General features: G+C 53.9%; 15 protein-coding genes. All 15 read left to right on the top strand.

The annotated features are described in order from the left end of the window. The first annotated feature begins 99 nt into the window (after nucleotides 1-99). The 15 genes from serC (at nucleotide 100) to RGV33_RS09455 (ending at nucleotide 16,150) form a co-directional block, all read left to right on the top strand. Nucleotides 100-1,185, top strand: a complete 1,086-nt coding sequence (gene serC, locus RGV33_RS09385) for a 3-phosphoserine/phosphohydroxythreonine transaminase (RefSeq protein ID WP_322144029.1) — start codon at nucleotides 100-102, stop codon at nucleotides 1,183-1,185. After that, a complete protein-coding gene (gene pheA, locus RGV33_RS09390; RefSeq protein WP_003218812.1) occupies nucleotides 1,185-2,279 on the top strand; it encodes a prephenate dehydratase in 1,095 nt (364 codons plus the stop codon). The genes serC and pheA overlap by 1 nt, the downstream gene beginning before the upstream one ends. A 9-nt stretch (nucleotides 2,280-2,288) precedes the next feature. Then, nucleotides 2,289-3,401: a histidinol-phosphate transaminase gene (hisC, locus tag RGV33_RS09395; RefSeq protein WP_322144030.1), complete on the top strand. Its 1,113-nt coding sequence runs from the start codon at nucleotides 2,289-2,291 to the stop codon at nucleotides 3,399-3,401. 28 nt (nucleotides 3,402-3,429) lie between these two features. Beyond that, nucleotides 3,430-5,640 carry a bifunctional prephenate dehydrogenase/3-phosphoshikimate 1-carboxyvinyltransferase gene (locus RGV33_RS09400; RefSeq protein ID WP_322148645.1) on the top strand — a complete coding sequence of 737 codons (2,211 nt, stop codon included), beginning with the start codon at nucleotides 3,430-3,432 and terminating at the stop codon, nucleotides 5,638-5,640. Then, on the top strand, nucleotides 5,637-6,326 hold the full coding sequence (cmk, locus tag RGV33_RS09405) for a (d)CMP kinase (RefSeq protein WP_003172653.1): 690 nt from the start codon (nucleotides 5,637-5,639) through the stop codon (nucleotides 6,324-6,326). Before RGV33_RS09400 ends, cmk begins: the two co-directional genes overlap by 4 nt. A 119-nt stretch (nucleotides 6,327-6,445) precedes the next feature. Continuing rightward, a complete protein-coding gene (rpsA, locus tag RGV33_RS09410; protein WP_322144031.1) occupies nucleotides 6,446-8,137 on the top strand; it encodes a 30S ribosomal protein S1 in 1,692 nt (563 codons plus the stop codon). 159 nt (nucleotides 8,138-8,296) lie between these two features. Continuing rightward, the gene (locus RGV33_RS09415) at nucleotides 8,297-8,578 is read left to right on the top strand and encodes a hypothetical protein (RefSeq protein ID WP_322144032.1); all 282 of its coding nucleotides are present in this window, start codon (nucleotides 8,297-8,299) and stop codon (nucleotides 8,576-8,578) included. A gap of 131 nt (nucleotides 8,579-8,709) precedes the next feature. Further along, nucleotides 8,710-9,006 carry an integration host factor subunit beta gene (ihfB, locus tag RGV33_RS09420; RefSeq protein ID WP_003218804.1) on the top strand — a complete coding sequence of 99 codons (297 nt, stop codon included), beginning with the start codon at nucleotides 8,710-8,712 and terminating at the stop codon, nucleotides 9,004-9,006. A gap of 24 nt (nucleotides 9,007-9,030) precedes the next feature. Beyond that, entirely contained in the window at nucleotides 9,031-9,279 is a 249-nt protein-coding gene (locus RGV33_RS09425; protein WP_322144033.1) for a LapA family protein, read from the top strand. Nucleotides 9,280-9,534: 255 nt separating this feature from the next. Further along, a complete protein-coding gene (locus tag RGV33_RS09430; RefSeq protein ID WP_322144034.1) occupies nucleotides 9,535-10,884 on the top strand; it encodes a Wzz/FepE/Etk N-terminal domain-containing protein in 1,350 nt (449 codons plus the stop codon). A 569-nt stretch (nucleotides 10,885-11,453) separates the two neighbouring features. After that, entirely contained in the window at nucleotides 11,454-12,731 is a 1,278-nt protein-coding gene (tviB, locus tag RGV33_RS09435; RefSeq protein WP_322144035.1) for a Vi polysaccharide biosynthesis UDP-N-acetylglucosamine C-6 dehydrogenase TviB, read from the top strand. Between the two features lie 50 nt (nucleotides 12,732-12,781). Then, a complete protein-coding gene (locus RGV33_RS09440; protein WP_322144036.1) occupies nucleotides 12,782-13,807 on the top strand; it encodes an NAD-dependent epimerase/dehydratase family protein in 1,026 nt (341 codons plus the stop codon). A gap of 104 nt (nucleotides 13,808-13,911) precedes the next feature. After that, nucleotides 13,912-15,033 (top strand): DegT/DnrJ/EryC1/StrS family aminotransferase, encoded by a 1,122-nt coding sequence (locus tag RGV33_RS09445; protein ID WP_322144037.1) that lies wholly within the window; start codon nucleotides 13,912-13,914, stop codon nucleotides 15,031-15,033. After that, on the top strand, nucleotides 15,033-15,722 hold the full coding sequence (locus tag RGV33_RS09450) for a WbqC family protein (protein ID WP_322144038.1): 690 nt from the start codon (nucleotides 15,033-15,035) through the stop codon (nucleotides 15,720-15,722). Before RGV33_RS09445 ends, RGV33_RS09450 begins: the two co-directional genes overlap by 1 nt. Before the next feature lie 14 nt (nucleotides 15,723-15,736). Beyond that, the gene (locus tag RGV33_RS09455) at nucleotides 15,737-16,150 is read left to right on the top strand and encodes a GNAT family N-acetyltransferase (protein WP_322144039.1); all 414 of its coding nucleotides are present in this window, start codon (nucleotides 15,737-15,739) and stop codon (nucleotides 16,148-16,150) included. The last annotated feature ends 18 nt before the right edge of the window (nucleotides 16,151-16,168 follow it).

Here is a 16,168-nt window from a genome sequence, read left to right on the forward strand (position 1 = left end):
CGGCTATCGCAGGCAAGCCAGCTCCCACAGATGTACGCTCCAGGCAGAGGTTGTGGCCAAATATGATTGCAGCCCCACCAAATCAAAGTGAGATTGGATGTGAGCAAGAGAGCCTATAACTTCTGTGCCGGTCCCGCGGCGCTTCCTGAAGCAGTCCTGCAGCGTGCGCAGGGTGAACTCCTCGACTGGCATGGAAAAGGCCTCTCCGTGATGGAAATGAGCCATCGCAGCGATGAGTTCGTGTCCATTGCCACCAAGGCCGAGCAGGATATGCGCGACTTGCTGGGCATTCCGTCCGACTACAAAGTGCTGTTCCTGCAGGGTGGTGCGAGCCAGCAGTTCGCCCAGATTCCATTGAACCTGCTGCCGGAAGACGGCACTGCCGACTATATCGACACCGGTATCTGGGGTCAGAAGGCCATTGAAGAAGCCTCTCGTTATGGTCACGTCAACGTGGCGGGCACGGCCAAGCCTTACGACTACTTCGCCATTCCCGGTCAGAACGAGTGGAAACTCTCGAAAGACGCGGCCTATGTTCACTATGTAGCGAACGAAACCATCGGCGGCCTGGAGTTCGACTGGGTGCCGGAGGTGGGTGATGTACCGCTGGTGTGCGACATGTCTTCGGACATCCTGTCGCGCCCTATCGATGTATCCAGGTACGGCATGATCTACGCCGGCGCGCAGAAGAACATCGGCCCGAGCGGCATCGTGGTCAACATCATCCGTGAAGACCTGTTGGGTCGCGCCCGCTCGGTGTGCCCGACCATGCTCAATTACAAGGTCGCGGCCGATAACGGCTCGATGTACAACACCCCGCCGGCGTTCGCCTGGTACCTGTCGGGCCTGGTGTTCGAATGGCTGAAAGAGCAGGGCGGTGTGGCTGCCATGGGCAAGCTCAACGAAGAGAAGAAACGTACCCTGTACGACTTCATCGACGCGAGCGGCCTGTACAGCAACCCGATCAACCTGACGGACCGCTCGTGGATGAACGTGCCGTTCCGCCTGGCGGATGACCGCCTGGACAAGCCATTCCTGGCTGGCGCCGACGAGCGCGGCTTGTTGAACCTCAAGGGCCACCGTTCGGTAGGTGGCATGCGCGCCTCCATCTATAACGCTGTCGATATCCACGCCGTCAAGGCGCTGGTGGCTTACATGGCAGAGTTCGAAAAGGAACACGGCTAATGTCTGAGCAAGAACTCAAGGCTCTGCGCGTACGCATTGACAGCCTGGACGAGAAAGTCCTGGAGCTGATCAGTGAGCGCGCGCGGTGCGCCCAGGAAGTTGCACGGGTGAAAATGGCCTCCCTGGCTGAAGGCGAAGTGCCGGTGTTCTACCGTCCGGAGCGTGAGGCCCAGGTGCTCAAGCGCGTGATGGAGCGTAACAAGGGGCCGTTGGGCAACGAAGAGATGGCGCGGTTGTTCCGCGAAATCATGTCTTCGTGCCTGGCACTGGAGCAGCCGCTGAAAGTGGCTTACCTGGGCCCTGAAGGCACTTTCACTCAAGCCGCCGCCATGAAGCACTTTGGCCACGCCGTAATCAGCAAGCCAATGGCTGCGATCGACGAAGTGTTCCGTGAAGTGGCCGCTGGTGCGGTGAATTTTGGCGTGGTGCCGGTAGAAAACTCCACCGAAGGCGCGGTCAACCACACCCTCGACAGCTTCCTTGAGCACGACATGGTGATCTGCGGCGAAGTCGAGCTGCGTATCCACCACCACCTGCTGGTGGGCGAAAACACCAAGACCGACAGCATCAGTCGCATCTACTCCCACGCCCAGTCCCTGGCCCAGTGCCGCAAGTGGCTGGACGCGCACTACCCGAACGTGGAGCGCGTGGCGGTGTCGAGCAACGCCGAAGCGGCAAAGCGGGTCAAGGGCGAGTGGAATTCGGCGGCAATTGCCGGTGATATGGCCGCTGGCCTGTACGGCCTGACGCGCCTGGCCGAGAAAATCGAGGATCGCCCGGATAACTCCACGCGCTTCTTGATGATCGGCAGCCAGGAAGTGCCGCCGACCGGCGACGACAAGACATCGATCATCGTCTCCATGAGCAACAAGCCCGGCGCGCTGCATGAGCTGCTGGTGCCGTTCCACGACAACGGGATTGACCTGACGCGAATCGAGACTCGTCCTTCGCGCAGCGGTAAATGGACTTATGTGTTCTTTATCGACTTCGTCGGCCACCACCGTGACCCGCTGGTCAAGGGTGTGCTCGAGAAAATCAGTCAGGAAGCCGTGGCACTCAAGGTGCTGGGCTCTTACCCGAAAGCGGTTTTGTGAGGCTTTAACATGAGTGGCAACTTCCTCGCCCTGGCACAGCCGGGCGTGCAACAACTGTCGCCTTACGTTCCGGGCAAGCCTGTGGACGAGCTGGCGCGTGAGCTGAACCTGGATCCGTCGAAGATCGTCAAGCTGGCCAGTAACGAAAACCCGTTGGGCCCAAGCCCCAAGGTATTGGCGGCGATTCGTGATGCGCTGGCTGAGTTGACCCGTTATCCCGATGGTAATGGCTTTGCGCTCAAATCCCTGTTGGCGGAAAAATGCCGGGTTGGCCTGAGCCAGGTGACCCTGGGTAACGGCTCCAACGACATTCTGGAGCTGGTCGGCCGTGCCTATCTGGCGCCGGGCCTGAACGCAGTGTTCAGCGAACACGCATTTGCGGTGTATCCGATCGTGACCCAGGCCGTGGGCGCTGAAGCGCGCGTGATTCCTGCGAAAGATTGGGGCCATGACCTGCCGGCCATGTTGGCGGCCATTGATGGCCTGACTCGCGTCGTGTTCATCGCCAACCCGAATAACCCGACCGGCACCTGGTTCAGCGCCGAGGTGCTGGACAACTTCCTGCAGGACGTGCCGGAGCATGTACTGGTGGTGCTCGACGAGGCATACATCGAGTACGCCGAAGGCAGTGACCTGCCGGACGGCCTGGATTTCCTTGCGGCTTATCCGAACTTGCTGGTCTCACGCACTTTCTCCAAGGCTTATGGCCTGGCGTCGCTGCGGGTCGGTTACGGCCTGTCGACTGCGGTGGTGGCCGATGTGCTGAACCGTGTTCGCCAGCCATTCAACGTCAACAGCCTCGCGCTGGCGGCGGCTTGCGCTGCGGTGCAGGACGCCGAGTACTTGGAAGAAGGCCGTCGCCTCAACGAAAGCGGCATGTTGCAGTTGCAGGAAGGCTTTCGTGAGTTGGGCTTGGGCTGGATCCCGTCCAAGGGCAACTTCATTTGTGTCGACCTTGGTCAAGTGGCTGCTCCTGTGTTCCAGGGCTTGCTGCGTGAGGGTGTGATCGTACGTCCGGTGGCCAACTATGGCATGCCGAACCACCTGCGCATCACCATTGGTCTGCCTGCTGAGAACAGCCGCTTCCTTGAGGCGCTGGCCAAGGTTCTGGCTCGTGGTTGATGTCACTGCATTGCAACCTGCTGTGCCTATGATCGGTCGCCTGGTGGTGGTCGGTCTGGGATTGATCGGCGGCTCCTTCGCCAAGGGCTTGCGGGAAAGCGGCCTGTGTGGCGAGGTGGTCGGTGTGGACCTGGACCCGCAATCGCGCAAGTTGGCGGTTGAGTTGGGTGTGGTGGATCGTTGCGAGGCGGACCTGGCGGTTGCCTGTCAGGGGGCGGATGTCATTCAGTTGGCGGTGCCGATCCTGGCCATGGAAAAAATGCTGGCGCTGTTGGCCGGCATGGACCTTGGCCAGGCAATCCTTACCGACGTCGGCAGTGCCAAGGGCAATGTCGTGCGTGCCGCGCGGATGGCGTTTGGAGGCATGCCAGCGCGCTTTGTGCCCGGGCACCCGATTGCCGGTTCCGAGCAGAGTGGGGTGGAGGCGTCCAATGCGCAGTTATTCCGTCGCCATAAAGTGATTCTGACGCCGCTGGACGAAACCGATCCTGCGGCACTGGCCGTGGTGGATCGGCTCTGGCGCGAGTTGGGCGCGGATGTTGAGCATATGCAGGTCGAGCGCCACGATGAAGTGTTGGCGGCGACCAGCCACCTGCCGCATTTGCTGGCGTTTGGCCTGGTGGACTCGCTGGCCAAACGCAATGAGAACCTCGATATTTTCCGATACGCCGCCGGTGGGTTCCGTGATTTTACCCGGATCGCCGGCAGCGACCCGGTGATGTGGCATGACATCTTTCTCGCCAACCGCGATGCGGTGTTGCGCACTCTGGATACGTTTCGCAGCGACCTCGACGCCTTGCGCGATGCGGTCGATGCCGGCGACGGGCATCAGTTGTTGGGCGTGTTCACCCGTGCGCGGGTGGCGCGGGAGCATTTCAGCAAGATTCTGGCGCGTCGGGCTTATATGGATGCTGCTGCAAATGCGGATGACCTGGTGTTTCTCGCCAGCCCTGGTGGCCGCTTGAGCGGGCAGATTCGGGTGCCCGGGGATAAATCGATTTCTCATCGCTCGATCATGCTGGGCTCCCTCGCAGACGGTATTACTGAGGTAGAAGGTTTTTTGGAGGGTGAAGACGCCCTGGCAACCTTGCAGGCGTTTCGCGACATGGGCGTGGTGATTGAAGGCCCGCACCATGGGCGCGTCACCATTCATGGGGTTGGCCTGCATGGCTTGAAGCCGGCGCCAGGCCCGATCTACCTCGGTAACTCCGGTACATCCATGCGGCTGTTGTCCGGTTTGCTGGCGGCCCAGCGCTTCGACAGCGTGTTGACCGGTGATGCATCGTTGTCCAAGCGCCCCATGAGCCGGGTGGCCAAACCATTGCGCGAGATGGGCGCGGTGATCGAGACCGGGCCGCAAGGGCGGCCGCCGCTGACCATTCGGGGCGGTCAGGCGCTCAAGGGCTTGGACTATGCATTACCGATGGCCAGTGCCCAGGTTAAATCCTGCCTGTTGCTGGCCGGGTTGTATGCCGAGGGTAAAACCTCGATAACCGAGCCGGCGCCTACACGCGACCATACCGAGCGGATGTTGCGGGGTTTTGGTTGTCCGGTGGAGGTAGTGGGGGCTACGGCTTCGGTCGAGTCGGGTCATTCGCTTACCGCAACGCATATCGAGGTGCCGGGGGATATTTCCTCCTCGGCGTTTTTCCTGGTGGCCGCTTCGATTGCCGAAGGCTCCGAGCTGTTGCTTGAGCATGTGGGCATCAATCCGACCCGTACCGGGGTGATCGATATCCTGCGGCTGATGGGCGCGGATATCAGCCTGCAAAACCAGCGGGAAGTGGGTGGTGAGCCTGTTGCGGACCTGCGCGTTCGCGCGGCGCCGCTGAAGGGGATCGAGATTCCCGAGGCGTTGGTTCCGCTGGCTATCGATGAGTTCCCGGTGCTGTTCGTGGCGGCGGCGTGCGCTGAAGGCCGAACGGTATTGCGCGGGGCGCAGGAGTTGCGGGTCAAGGAGTCCGACCGGATCCAGGTCATGGCCGACGGTCTGCTCGCGCTGGGCGTAAAGTGCGAACCGACACCTGATGGGATTATTATTGATGGTGGCGTGATAGGCGGTGGTGAAGTCCATGCCCATGGCGATCACCGGATTGCCATGGCCTTCAGCGTGGCTTCGCTGCGAGCGGCCGCGCCGATTCGTATCCATGACTGTGCCAACGTGGCTACGTCTTTTCCGAATTTTCTTACACTGTGTGCCCACGTCGGCATTCGTGTTGCCCAAGAGGCTCAATTGTGAATATCAAAGCACCGGTGATTACCATCGACGGGCCAAGCGGCTCGGGCAAAGGCACGATCGCCGGCATCCTGGCCAAGCGCCTGGGCTGGTGCCTGCTGGATTCCGGGGCGCTGTACCGCTTGCTGGCTTTTGCCGCACGCAACCATGGCGTCGACCTGACCAACGAAGAGTCGCTGAAGTTGCTGGCTGCGCATTTGGACGTGCAGTTCGTCGGGGCGACGGAAGGTCATCCTCAGCGCATCATCCTGGAAGGGGACGATGTGACCGATGACTTGCGTAACGAGCAAGTCGGTTCCTGGGCCTCCCAGGTCGCCGCATTGCCGGCGGTGCGCGACGCGTTGCTGCAGCGCCAGCGGGCTTTCCAGGAACCGCCGGGGCTTGTGGCGGACGGCCGCGACATGGGCACGGTGGTATTTCCCGAGGCGCCACTGAAGATTTTCCTGACCGCCAGCGCCGAGGAACGGGCCCGTCGCCGTTACTTGCAGTTGAAGGGCAAAGTCGATGGTGTTAGTCTGTCGAGTCTGCTAGATGAGATCCGTGCACGTGATGAACGTGACACCCAGCGTGCGGTAGCCCCGCTCAAGCCGGCGGCTGACGCCATACAGCTGGATTCCACGGAGTTGTCCATCGAGCAGGTGCTGGAACGCATCTTGAGTGAAATCGCCATTCGCGATATCGCCGGATGACCAAGAAGGCCGCAGGGGACCAGTCATAGTCCTGTGGTGCTTCTTTTAATTGAAACTGACCCATACCGTCTGGGGTGTGGAGATGGGCGTATTCTTCGCCCTTATCAACAGGAATTAAAATGAGCGAAAGCTTTGCGGAACTCTTTGAAGAAAGCCTAAAAACCCTGAACCTTCAGGCAGGCTCCATCATCACCGGTGTTATCGTTGATATCGATTACCAAGCTCGCTGGGTAACCGTTCACGCTGGTCTGAAGTCTGAAGCTCTGATCCCGCTGGAACAGTTCTACAACGATGCTGGTGACCTGACTATCAATGTCGGTGACGAAGTTCACGTTGCTCTGGACTCGGTTGAAGACGGTTTCGGTGAAACCAAGCTGTCCCGTGAAAAAGCCAAGCGCGCTGAATGCTGGATTGTTCTCGAAGCAGCCTTCGCAGCTGAAGAAGTGGTCAAGGGCGTTATCAACGGTAAGGTTAAAGGCGGCTTCACTGTCGACGTTAACGGCATCCGTGCGTTCCTGCCAGGTTCTTTGGTCGACGTTCGTCCTGTGCGCGACACCACGCACCTGGAAGGCAAAGAACTCGAATTCAAGGTCATCAAGCTCGACCAGAAGCGCAACAACGTTGTCGTTTCCCGTCGCAGCGTCCTGGAAGCAGAGAACTCCGCCGAGCGTGAAGCTCTGCTGGAATCCCTGCAGGAAGGCCAACAAGTCAAAGGTATCGTCAAGAACCTCACCGATTACGGCGCATTCGTCGATCTGGGTGGCGTCGATGGCCTGCTGCACATTACCGACATGGCTTGGAAGCGTATCAAGCATCCATCGGAAATCGTCAACGTTGGCGACGAGATCGATGTCAAGGTTCTGAAGTACGATCGTGAGCGCAACCGTGTCTCCCTGGGCTTGAAGCAGCTGGGCGAAGATCCATGGGTCGCTATCAAGGCTCGTTACCCAGAAAGCACTCGCGTTACCGCGCGTGTTACCAACCTGACCGACTACGGCTGCTTCGCAGAGCTGGAAGAAGGCGTGGAAGGCCTGGTACACGTTTCCGAAATGGACTGGACCAACAAGAACATCCACCCTTCGAAAGTCGTACAAGTCGGCGACGAAGTGGAAGTTATGGTTCTGGACATCGACGAAGAGCGTCGTCGTATCTCCCTGGGCATCAAGCAGTGCAAATCTAACCCATGGGAAGATTTCTCTGGCCAGTTCAACAAGGGCGATAAAATCTCCGGCACCATCAAGTCGATCACCGATTTCGGTATCTTCATTGGTCTGGACGGCGGCATCGACGGCCTGGTTCACCTGTCCGACATCTCCTGGAACGAAGTGGGCGAAGAAGCTGTTCGTCGTTTCAAGAAGGGCGACGAGCTGGACACCGTTATCCTGTCGGTTGACCCAGAGCGTGAGCGTATCTCCCTGGGTATCAAGCAACTGGAAAGCGATCCGTTCTCCGAGTACGTACAAGAGAACGACAAAGGCGCAATCGTTAAGGGCATCGTGAAGGAAGTTGACGCTAAAGGCGCCATCATCACTTTGGCCGACGATATCGAAGCGACTCTGAAAGCCTCCGAAATCAGCCGTGACCGCGTTGAAGACGCGCGTAACGTTCTGAAAGAAGGCGAAGAAGTAGAAGCCAAGATCATCAGCGTTGACCGCAAGAGCCGCGTAATCCAACTCTCCATCAAGTCGAAAGATGATGCTGAAGAGAAAGAAGCAATCCAGAGCCTGCGCGATAAGCCAGCTGCTGCTGATGCTCCAGTTGACACCACTCTTGGTGCTCTGCTGCGCGCACAAATGGAAAAACAGAACTAAGTTCTGCTAGACCATAGAAAAAGGGCGACTTCGGTCGCCCTTTTTTGTGCCTGTAATTTAATAGCTTGGCGACCCAGAACCTCGAAGGGTTTATAGATGTCAGAACCGTATATAGGTCTTGGAGGCCTGTTCCCAGGCTCTCCGGTAATAGGGGGCGCAATGAACAAGCTTATCTTGGTTGTCGCCTTGGCAATGCTGGCCGGGTGCGCCGCTGGGGCCAAGACGCATGCTCGGCATGGTGTAAGCGGTGTTGAAATTGACTGTTCGGGGTTGGGGGGCAACTGGGGCCGGTGCGAGAAGCGCGCAGAGCGCGAGTGCAATGGCCGGGGTTACAAGGTCGTGGCCCGGTCCAGCGATGCCAAGGACGAGGAGGGTGATTATCTCTTCGGGTGGAATCCGGCGGGTGCCGTTACTCGCACGATGCTGGTGACCTGCAATTGATCGGGTAGAAGCCCTTTGTGGGGATATGTCCGTCACGCAGATAAGTTAATGCGTGGGCTGTTCAAAAGCGTCGGGTCATGCTAAAACCTTCGAAGCGCTTTTCCTAGCTGCTTGAAAAAGAAGGGAAAAATATGACGAAGTCGGAGTTGATCGAACGAATTGTCACCCATCAAGGGCTGCTCTCATCCAAGGATGTTGAGCTGGCCATCAAGACCATGCTTGAACAGATGTCACAGTGCCTGGCGACTGGGGATCGGATTGAGATTCGTGGGTTTGGCAGTTTTTCGCTGCACTATCGCGCACCTCGCGTGGGGCGCAACCCGAAGACTGGTCAGTCCGTTAGCCTAGACGGCAAATTCGTGCCGCATTTCAAGCCGGGCAAAGAATTGCGTGATCGGGTGAACGAAGACGAGGAAGAGGGCGTCTGAGTGTTTTGGCGGTAGGAGAAGAATATGCGTGGGGCTAAACGCGTTTTATTGGTACTGATCATCTTGGTCATCGTGCTGGGTGTGCTGACGTTCGTTTTAGAGAATCAGCAGACTGCCACGTTGTCATTTTTGGGGTGGTCTACGCCACAGGCACCTGTTTCTATTTTCGTGACGATTTCTTTGATTGTCGGGATGATCATCGGCCCATTGGTTGGGGCGGCGTTGAGGGTGGGCCATAGGGCCGGCGTGAAACCTGTCGTGCTCAAAAACTGAGTGCCTCGTATGAAAAGCTGTCACTTTAAAGACTTTTTGTAGGGTTTTTTAACCTTTTAGGAAAGGTCCTACGGAATGTCAAGGCTTGTAATGTAGTCATTAGATGGCAAAATGCTTTCTGTTCTCGAGAACAGGTATTTTGTGAGCCTCACCCCCAGCAGAGAAGCCGGGGCTGTTGGCGGATATAATTCTAAAAGCACCGCAAAATGCCTGCATAACGAGCCCGCAGTTTCTCTTTGAAGGCAGGTTTTTGTTGTGAGTCGTAGTTTTAATGCCCCTCCGGTACCACCGTCCGATGAAATTGATCTTGTAGCGCTTTTTCAGGCGGTATGGCAGCAAAAGATCCTCATAATCATAGTCACAGCGCTTATCGGCGCTATGGCTGCCGTTTATGCCTTTCTTGCGACTCCAGAATATCAAGTCAGTAGCGTTTTGCGCCCTGCCGCGATCAACGAATTGGATGCGTTGAATCGATCTCAAATTTACGTTCTTCCCCCCGGAGAGGCGCTGATCAGGATTGGAGCGTCTCTTGAGTCGTATGACACCCGCCTGAGTTTTTTTCGGACTCATCAAAATCTATTTAAGGCATTTGAGCGTCCAGGAAGAACTCTCGAGCAGAGTTTTGAGGAGTTCAATCGTAATTCGATCAATCTGGTTTTGCCTGATCCTAAAAAAGCCGACTCCCTGAGCGCCTATATCAAACTTGAGATGAGCTATCCCAAGGGGATTGATGGTGTTTCGATTTTGAACGGGTTTATTGGGTTCGCGATTGATACCGAGCGTCAGCAGATCGGCGCAGATTTGAACGTAATCATCAAAAACCGACTGAACGAGATTGAAGGCAAGTTGAAAGCTGCTCGCTCTAGCTATGAGCTCGATAAAGAGGCAAAAATTGCCACTCTGACTGAAGCTGATGTGCTTAGACGTGCCCAGTTGCAGGATGAGCTCAAAGCGCTCAGGGAACAGTTGAAAATCATCCGTGGTGATCGGATTGTGCTGCTGAACGAGGCAATTGGCATCGCCAAATCACTGGGTATTATAAAGCCAGCTACCCCCTCGTCGCTCGGCGATGAAAACCGCGCTGGGACGCCAGGCATGATGCGTACCGAAATCAATAATCAGCAGATTCCCCTGTATTTTATGGGCGTAGACGCACTGGAGGCAGAGAGAAACGCCCTGCAACGGCGCACGTCTGACGACTTTACTGAAGGTCGCATTGCGCAAATTGCCAAAGAGCTCCAACTGCTGCGCGCCAATCGTCAGATTGAGGTGTTGAATCGTCGTGAGAATGAAGACCTGTTTCTGATCAATGTGGAGCCCCTGCGTGCTGAAGAGGCTCGGCTACGTAAATTGAATATCGATATGAGTCAGTTGAAACTGGTGACTATTGACAAGCAGGCGCTCGAGCCGCTGAGTCCAATTAAGCCGAAGAAAGCTCTCGTGCTCGCAATGGGACTGGTTTTGGGTGGGATTCTTGGTGTTCTTATTGCTCTGGTTCGAACACTGCTGGCAAGCAGGAAAAGAATGACGTCACGTCAAGTGCCCGTTCTTGGCTCTGAACTGCTTGAAGAGAGAAAAGCTCAGGCTCAGACGCGGGTGTGTTAACTGCATCCAGTAGGGTTGTCTTGCTCGATTGTGTGCAAACAACCCGATCTCCAATTCTTCTCTCGGTATCGGGGCTGATCCGATACCGAACCAAATCTCCTTCGGGAGTTCAAAAAATGACTCGCCGGCATGCCATGAGCCCTGGGGGTCTTTGCGTCGCATGTCTGACGCCGAATCGAGATGCCGCGAGTTCTGATTTATATTGGTATCGCGTAGTATGATTATCTAGCTGTCATGGAACTCTTCTAGTTGAGAATATCGAAGCATGATGGCATTGCGCTATGTTTTGCGCCGTTCTGATTATTCGATTCCGAGCGCAGCTGAGGGCGATATTCTTTATGGTGTTCAGCGGGTTGTGGTGTTTAAGCTATCCGGCGCTGATGGAATAGGCTGCTGACGAATAATATAGGTGGTGGAATGCCTCAAAAAGCATCACTGAGGGATTAGTTGGATGTGCGAGCCATGACTGTACCAGGAGAGAGTACCGAATCGGCGTCGCGCTTGAAGCACTTCATACTGAAATTAATTCAGTAAATATTTTGGATTCTCTGATTATTTAGGCTTTGATTATGCAAAAACTGGAAGATATTAAGCTCGCCATTATCGGCCTTGGATATGTGGGCCTGCCCCTCGCAGTGGAGTTTGGTAAACATCGGACTGTGGTCGGGTTTGACATTAATCAGCCGCGTATCCAAGCCTTGAAAGAAGGACATGATTCTACTCTCGAAGTCAGTGACGAGGAGTTGAAGCAGGCGGGCTATTTGAGTTATAGCTGTGAGCTGAATGAGCTGGCTGGCTGCAACACTTTTGTCGTTACCGTTCCGACCCCTATCGACGAATACAACCAGCCCGACCTGACGCCTCTGATCAAAGCGTCTGAAAGCATCGGGAAGGTGTTGAAGAAGGGCGATCTAGTAATTTACGAGTCAACCGTATACCCAGGCGCTACAGAAGAAGACTGCGTCCCAGTTCTTGAACGGGTCTCTGGTCTCAAGTTCAACGTCGATTTCTTCGCTGGGTACAGTCCTGAGCGGATCAACCCGGGCGACAAAGAGCACCGGGTTACTACGATCAAAAAAGTCACTTCCGGCTCCACACCTGAAATCGCTGACCTGGTCGACGCACTTTATAATCAGATCATTATCGCGGGCACTCACAAGGCTAGCAGCATTAAGGTTGCCGAGGCTGCCAAGGTTATCGAGAACACTCAGCGCGACTTGAATATTGCGCTTATCAACGAGCTGGCCATTATCTTCAACAAGATGGGCATTGATACGGAAGCGGTGCTTGAGGCGGCGGGTACGAAGTGGAACTTCCTTCCGTTCCGTCCAGGGTTGGTCGGCGGGCATTGCATCGGTGTTGACCCTTACTACCTTACCCATAAAGCCCAGTCAATCGGTTACCACCCGGAAATTATCTTGGCCGGCCGTCGTTTGAATGATGGCATGGGCGCTTACGTTGTTTCCCAGTTGGTAAAAGCAATGTTGAAAGAGCGCATCCATGTAGATGGTGCTCGCGTATTGATTATGGGCCTGACTTTCAAAGAAAACTGCCCGGACCTGCGTAATACCCGTATCGTCGATATTGTGAGTGAACTGGCAGAGTACAATATTGCCGTGGATGTTTATGATCCGTGGGTTAGTGTTGCCGAAGCGGAGCATGAGTATGGGATCACTCCTGTTTCCGAGCCGGGGATAAATGCATACGACGGTATCGTTCTGGCGGTTGCTCATAATGAGTTCCGTGCCCTAGGCGCAGAAAATATCCGCCGGTTCGGTAAGACGGAGCACGTTCTTTATGATCTTAAATATCTTCTAAGCCGTGAAGAGTCGGACATTCGTCTGTAGTCCCAAGTTTCTGAAGTCGTTAACCTAAATCAAATTAAGAGCTAATATCGATGACCCGCTACGAAACTCTGATGGAAACACTTCCAGCTTCGCCGAAAACCTGGTTAGTCACCGGAGTTGCGGGCTTTATTGGCTCTAATTTGTTGGAAACACTGCTTGGTTTGAATCAGACGGTTGTCGGATTGGATAATTTCGCTACCGGTCACCAAAGAAACCTCGACGAAGTGAAAAACGCAGTTCTCCCCGAGCAATGGGCACGATTTCGATTTGTCGAAGGTGACATTCGAGAGCTCAAGGACTGTCATCAGGCCTGCGAAGGTGTGGATTACGTACTTCATCAGGCCGCTTTGGGGTCTGTGCCTCGTTCCCTTAACGACCCGATCACAACAAACGGTACCAACATTGACGGTTTTCTCAACATGTTGGTCGCGGCACGGGATGCCGAGGTAAAGAGTTTTACTTACGCGGCGAGCAGTTCGACTTATGGCGATCATCCCGGTCTGCCAAAAGTCGAAGATGTGATCGGTAAGCCGCTGTCCCCCTACGCGGTCACCAAGTACGTCAATGAACTGTATGCCGACGTTTTCGCCAGATGCTATGGTTTTGAAACAATCGGTTTGCGCTACTTCAATGTTTTTGGCAAGCGCCAGGATCCTGATGGTGCTTACGCGGCCGTTATCCCAAAATGGGCGGCTGCGATGATAAAAAACGAGGAAGTTTTCATCAATGGTGATGGTGAAACCAGTCGAGATTTCTGCTTCATCGAAAATACAGTTCAAGCTAATATTTTAGCCGCGACTACAAGCGAATCTTCCGCGCGTAATCAGGTTTATAATGTGGCGGTCAGCGGGCGCACTAACCTCAATATGTTGTTTTCGGCGTTGCGCGAATCCCTGTCGGAAAATGGCATAACTTATGATAAGACGCCTGTGTATCGAGACTTTCGCGCGGGTGATGTGCGCCATTCACAGGCAGACATTGGCAAGATACAAACGCTTTTGGGATATGCCCCCAAGTTTAATATTGGGCAAGGCATCGCAAAGGCCATGCCTTGGTATGCGGAATTCCTGAAGTAAGAGTAGTGTGAGATGCGGTTTTTTCTATCACGCTACATAACTTACAAATAAGTACTCAGCTACGAGGCGCGGTTGAGTGATTAAGAATAGCGCAAGGAAGTTTTATGAGCGATAAGCCTGTTTATGTAACTCAGCCCTACCTTCCGCCATTAGAAGAGTTTGTTCCCTATCTTGAAAAAATATGGGATAGCAAGACACTGACCAATGGCGGCCCAATGCACCAGCAGCTTGAAAAGGAGCTCTGTGAGTACCTGGGGGTGGAGCACATTGCGCTTTTTAATAACGGTACAATCGCGTTATTGACTGCGCTGCAGGCGCTCAGAGTTACAGGCGAAGTCATTACGACGCCTTACTCATTCGTTGCGACCGCTCACTCTTTGTTGTGGAATGGGCTGCAGCCCGTTTTCGTGGATATCGATCCTGTTACTTTTAATTTGGATCCGAAAAAAGTTGAGGCGGCAATTACGTCGAAAACCACAGCTATCATGCCAGTGCATTGCTATGGTTATTCCTGCGATACCGACGCTATTCAGAATATCGCTGATAATTACAATTTGAAAATTATCTACGATGCTGCTCATGCGTTCGGCGTTAACGATGCAGGGGGAAGTATTCTTCGCCATGGCGACTTGAGTATTTTGAGCTTCCATGCCACTAAGGTATTCAATACCTTTGAAGGCGGCGCCATCGTCTGCCCCGATGCGAAGACAAAAAAGCGCATAGAGCAATTGAAGAACTTTGGCTTTGTAGATGAAGTCACAGTGGTTGCACCAGGGATAAATGGTAAATTAAGTGAGATTAACGCGGCGTTTGGGTTGCTTCAGCTGAAGCATATCGACAGCGCGATGAGTCTGCGTAAAGAGATTGGTCAACGCTACAGTTCCGGATTGAAAAGTGTTGAAGGTATCAGCCTGAGCCACATCAGTGCAGGCCTTGAGTCTAATTATTCGTATTACCCCATTCTGGTTGAAGATGATTACCCGCTCTCGCGAGACGAGCTTTACGAAGTGTTAAAGGAGCAAAATGTATTCGGTAGACGGTACTTTTTTCCTTTAATCAGCGAGTTTTCCATGTACAGAAGCATGCCTTCAGCAGACAGTCGGAACTTGCCTGTGGCTCATGATATTTCATCGAAAGTTCTTTGCCTTCCCATCTATCCGGCGCTGGAAATGTCTGCCGTTGATAAGGTTGTCGAAATAATTCATAATGTGAGAAAAGCGTCGTAATGAAGCTCGCAATAATGCAGCCTTACTTTTTTCCGTATGTCGGATATTTTAAGCTGATGGAGTCCGTAGATAAGTTCGTTTTTTATGATGATGTTGACTTCATTAAAAATGGATGGATAAACAGAAATCGAATATTTATATCCGGCAAAGTCGGTTATATGACTATTCCGCTCCTTGGGGCGAGCTCTAACCAAAAAATTTGTGACGTGCAAACCCAGAAAAAATCACTCTGGGCCCGTAAGCTGACAGAAGCTGTCAAACAGAACTATTCGAAAGCGCCAAACTTCAAAGCGTGTTTCGAGTTGTTCAACGCTGTTATCGAGCAAGAACAAGACTCAATTTCGGATTATGCAAAATCCAGTGTTTTGTTAACGGTCGAGGCATTAGGTATCGATGCTGAGATGGTAATGAGCTCGAAGGTTTACGCAAACGGGCAACTGAAAAGCGAAGACCGAATTCTGGATATCTGCAATAAAGAGCAGGCTGACGAGTACTGGAATTTACCAGGTGGTGCGCTTCTTTATGAGAAAGAGAGTTTTGCTTCTCGGGGTATTGACCTGAAGTTTATCAAACCGGCGCTAGTTGAGTATCCACAGGCGGGACGGGATTTTGAGCCCGGCCTTTCTATTTTGGATGTGATGATGTTTAACTCTTTTGATGAAGCTCGCCAGCTTGTCACTAATAGATAAACGATGGGTTATTTATGCTGCCCCCAGAGCTGAAAGATTTAATACATATTGAACAGCGTCTTCAAAAAGGAGAGTTTATTCGCGGTATCTCTGCAGAAGACTACATTCTGAAAATTGAGGACCAGGCAGAGATTCTCATCCATCACTCTGGTGGGGCGTATAATGGGTTTGTGGCATTTTACTGCAATAATGATTTATCCAAGGAGGGATACATAGCGTTGCTTTTGATCGCTGCAAGTGGCCGAGGAAAAGGTCTGGGGGCCGAGCTCCTGAGCAGTGCACTCATGGTGATGAAGAGTCGTGGTTTCACTGCATGCAGCCTGGAGGTGCGCGCAGGAAACAGTTCTGCGATAAAGCTTTACTCTCGGTATGGATTCAAGATATTAGCAGACGGCGAAACGAACATAAAAATGCAGGTTCGGCTATAAATATTCGGGATATAAACA

This window comes from Pseudomonas sp. Bout1 (assembly GCF_034314165.1).
Taxonomy (GTDB): domain Bacteria; phylum Pseudomonadota; class Gammaproteobacteria; order Pseudomonadales; family Pseudomonadaceae; genus Aquipseudomonas.

Coding starts and splice junctions, on each gene's coding strand:
- RGV33_RS09445 (WP_322144037.1), top strand. CDS start 13,912: ATGAGCGATAAGCCTGTTTATGTAACTCAGCCCTACCTTCCGCCATTA.
- RGV33_RS09440 (WP_322144036.1), top strand. CDS start 12,782: ATGACCCGCTACGAAACTCTGATGGAAACACTTCCAGCTTCGCCGAAA.
- RGV33_RS09425 (WP_322144033.1), top strand. CDS start 9,031: ATGCGTGGGGCTAAACGCGTTTTATTGGTACTGATCATCTTGGTCATC.
- RGV33_RS09400 (WP_322148645.1), top strand. CDS start 3,430: ATGATCGGTCGCCTGGTGGTGGTCGGTCTGGGATTGATCGGCGGCTCC.
- pheA (WP_003218812.1), top strand. CDS start 1,185: ATGTCTGAGCAAGAACTCAAGGCTCTGCGCGTACGCATTGACAGCCTG.
- tviB (WP_322144035.1), top strand. CDS start 11,454: ATGCAAAAACTGGAAGATATTAAGCTCGCCATTATCGGCCTTGGATAT.
- hisC (WP_322144030.1), top strand. CDS start 2,289: ATGAGTGGCAACTTCCTCGCCCTGGCACAGCCGGGCGTGCAACAACTG.
- RGV33_RS09455 (WP_322144039.1), top strand. CDS start 15,737: ATGCTGCCCCCAGAGCTGAAAGATTTAATACATATTGAACAGCGTCTT.
- RGV33_RS09450 (WP_322144038.1), top strand. CDS start 15,033: ATGAAGCTCGCAATAATGCAGCCTTACTTTTTTCCGTATGTCGGATAT.
- rpsA (WP_322144031.1), top strand. CDS start 6,446: ATGAGCGAAAGCTTTGCGGAACTCTTTGAAGAAAGCCTAAAAACCCTG.
- ihfB (WP_003218804.1), top strand. CDS start 8,710: ATGACGAAGTCGGAGTTGATCGAACGAATTGTCACCCATCAAGGGCTG.
- RGV33_RS09415 (WP_322144032.1), top strand. CDS start 8,297: ATGAACAAGCTTATCTTGGTTGTCGCCTTGGCAATGCTGGCCGGGTGC.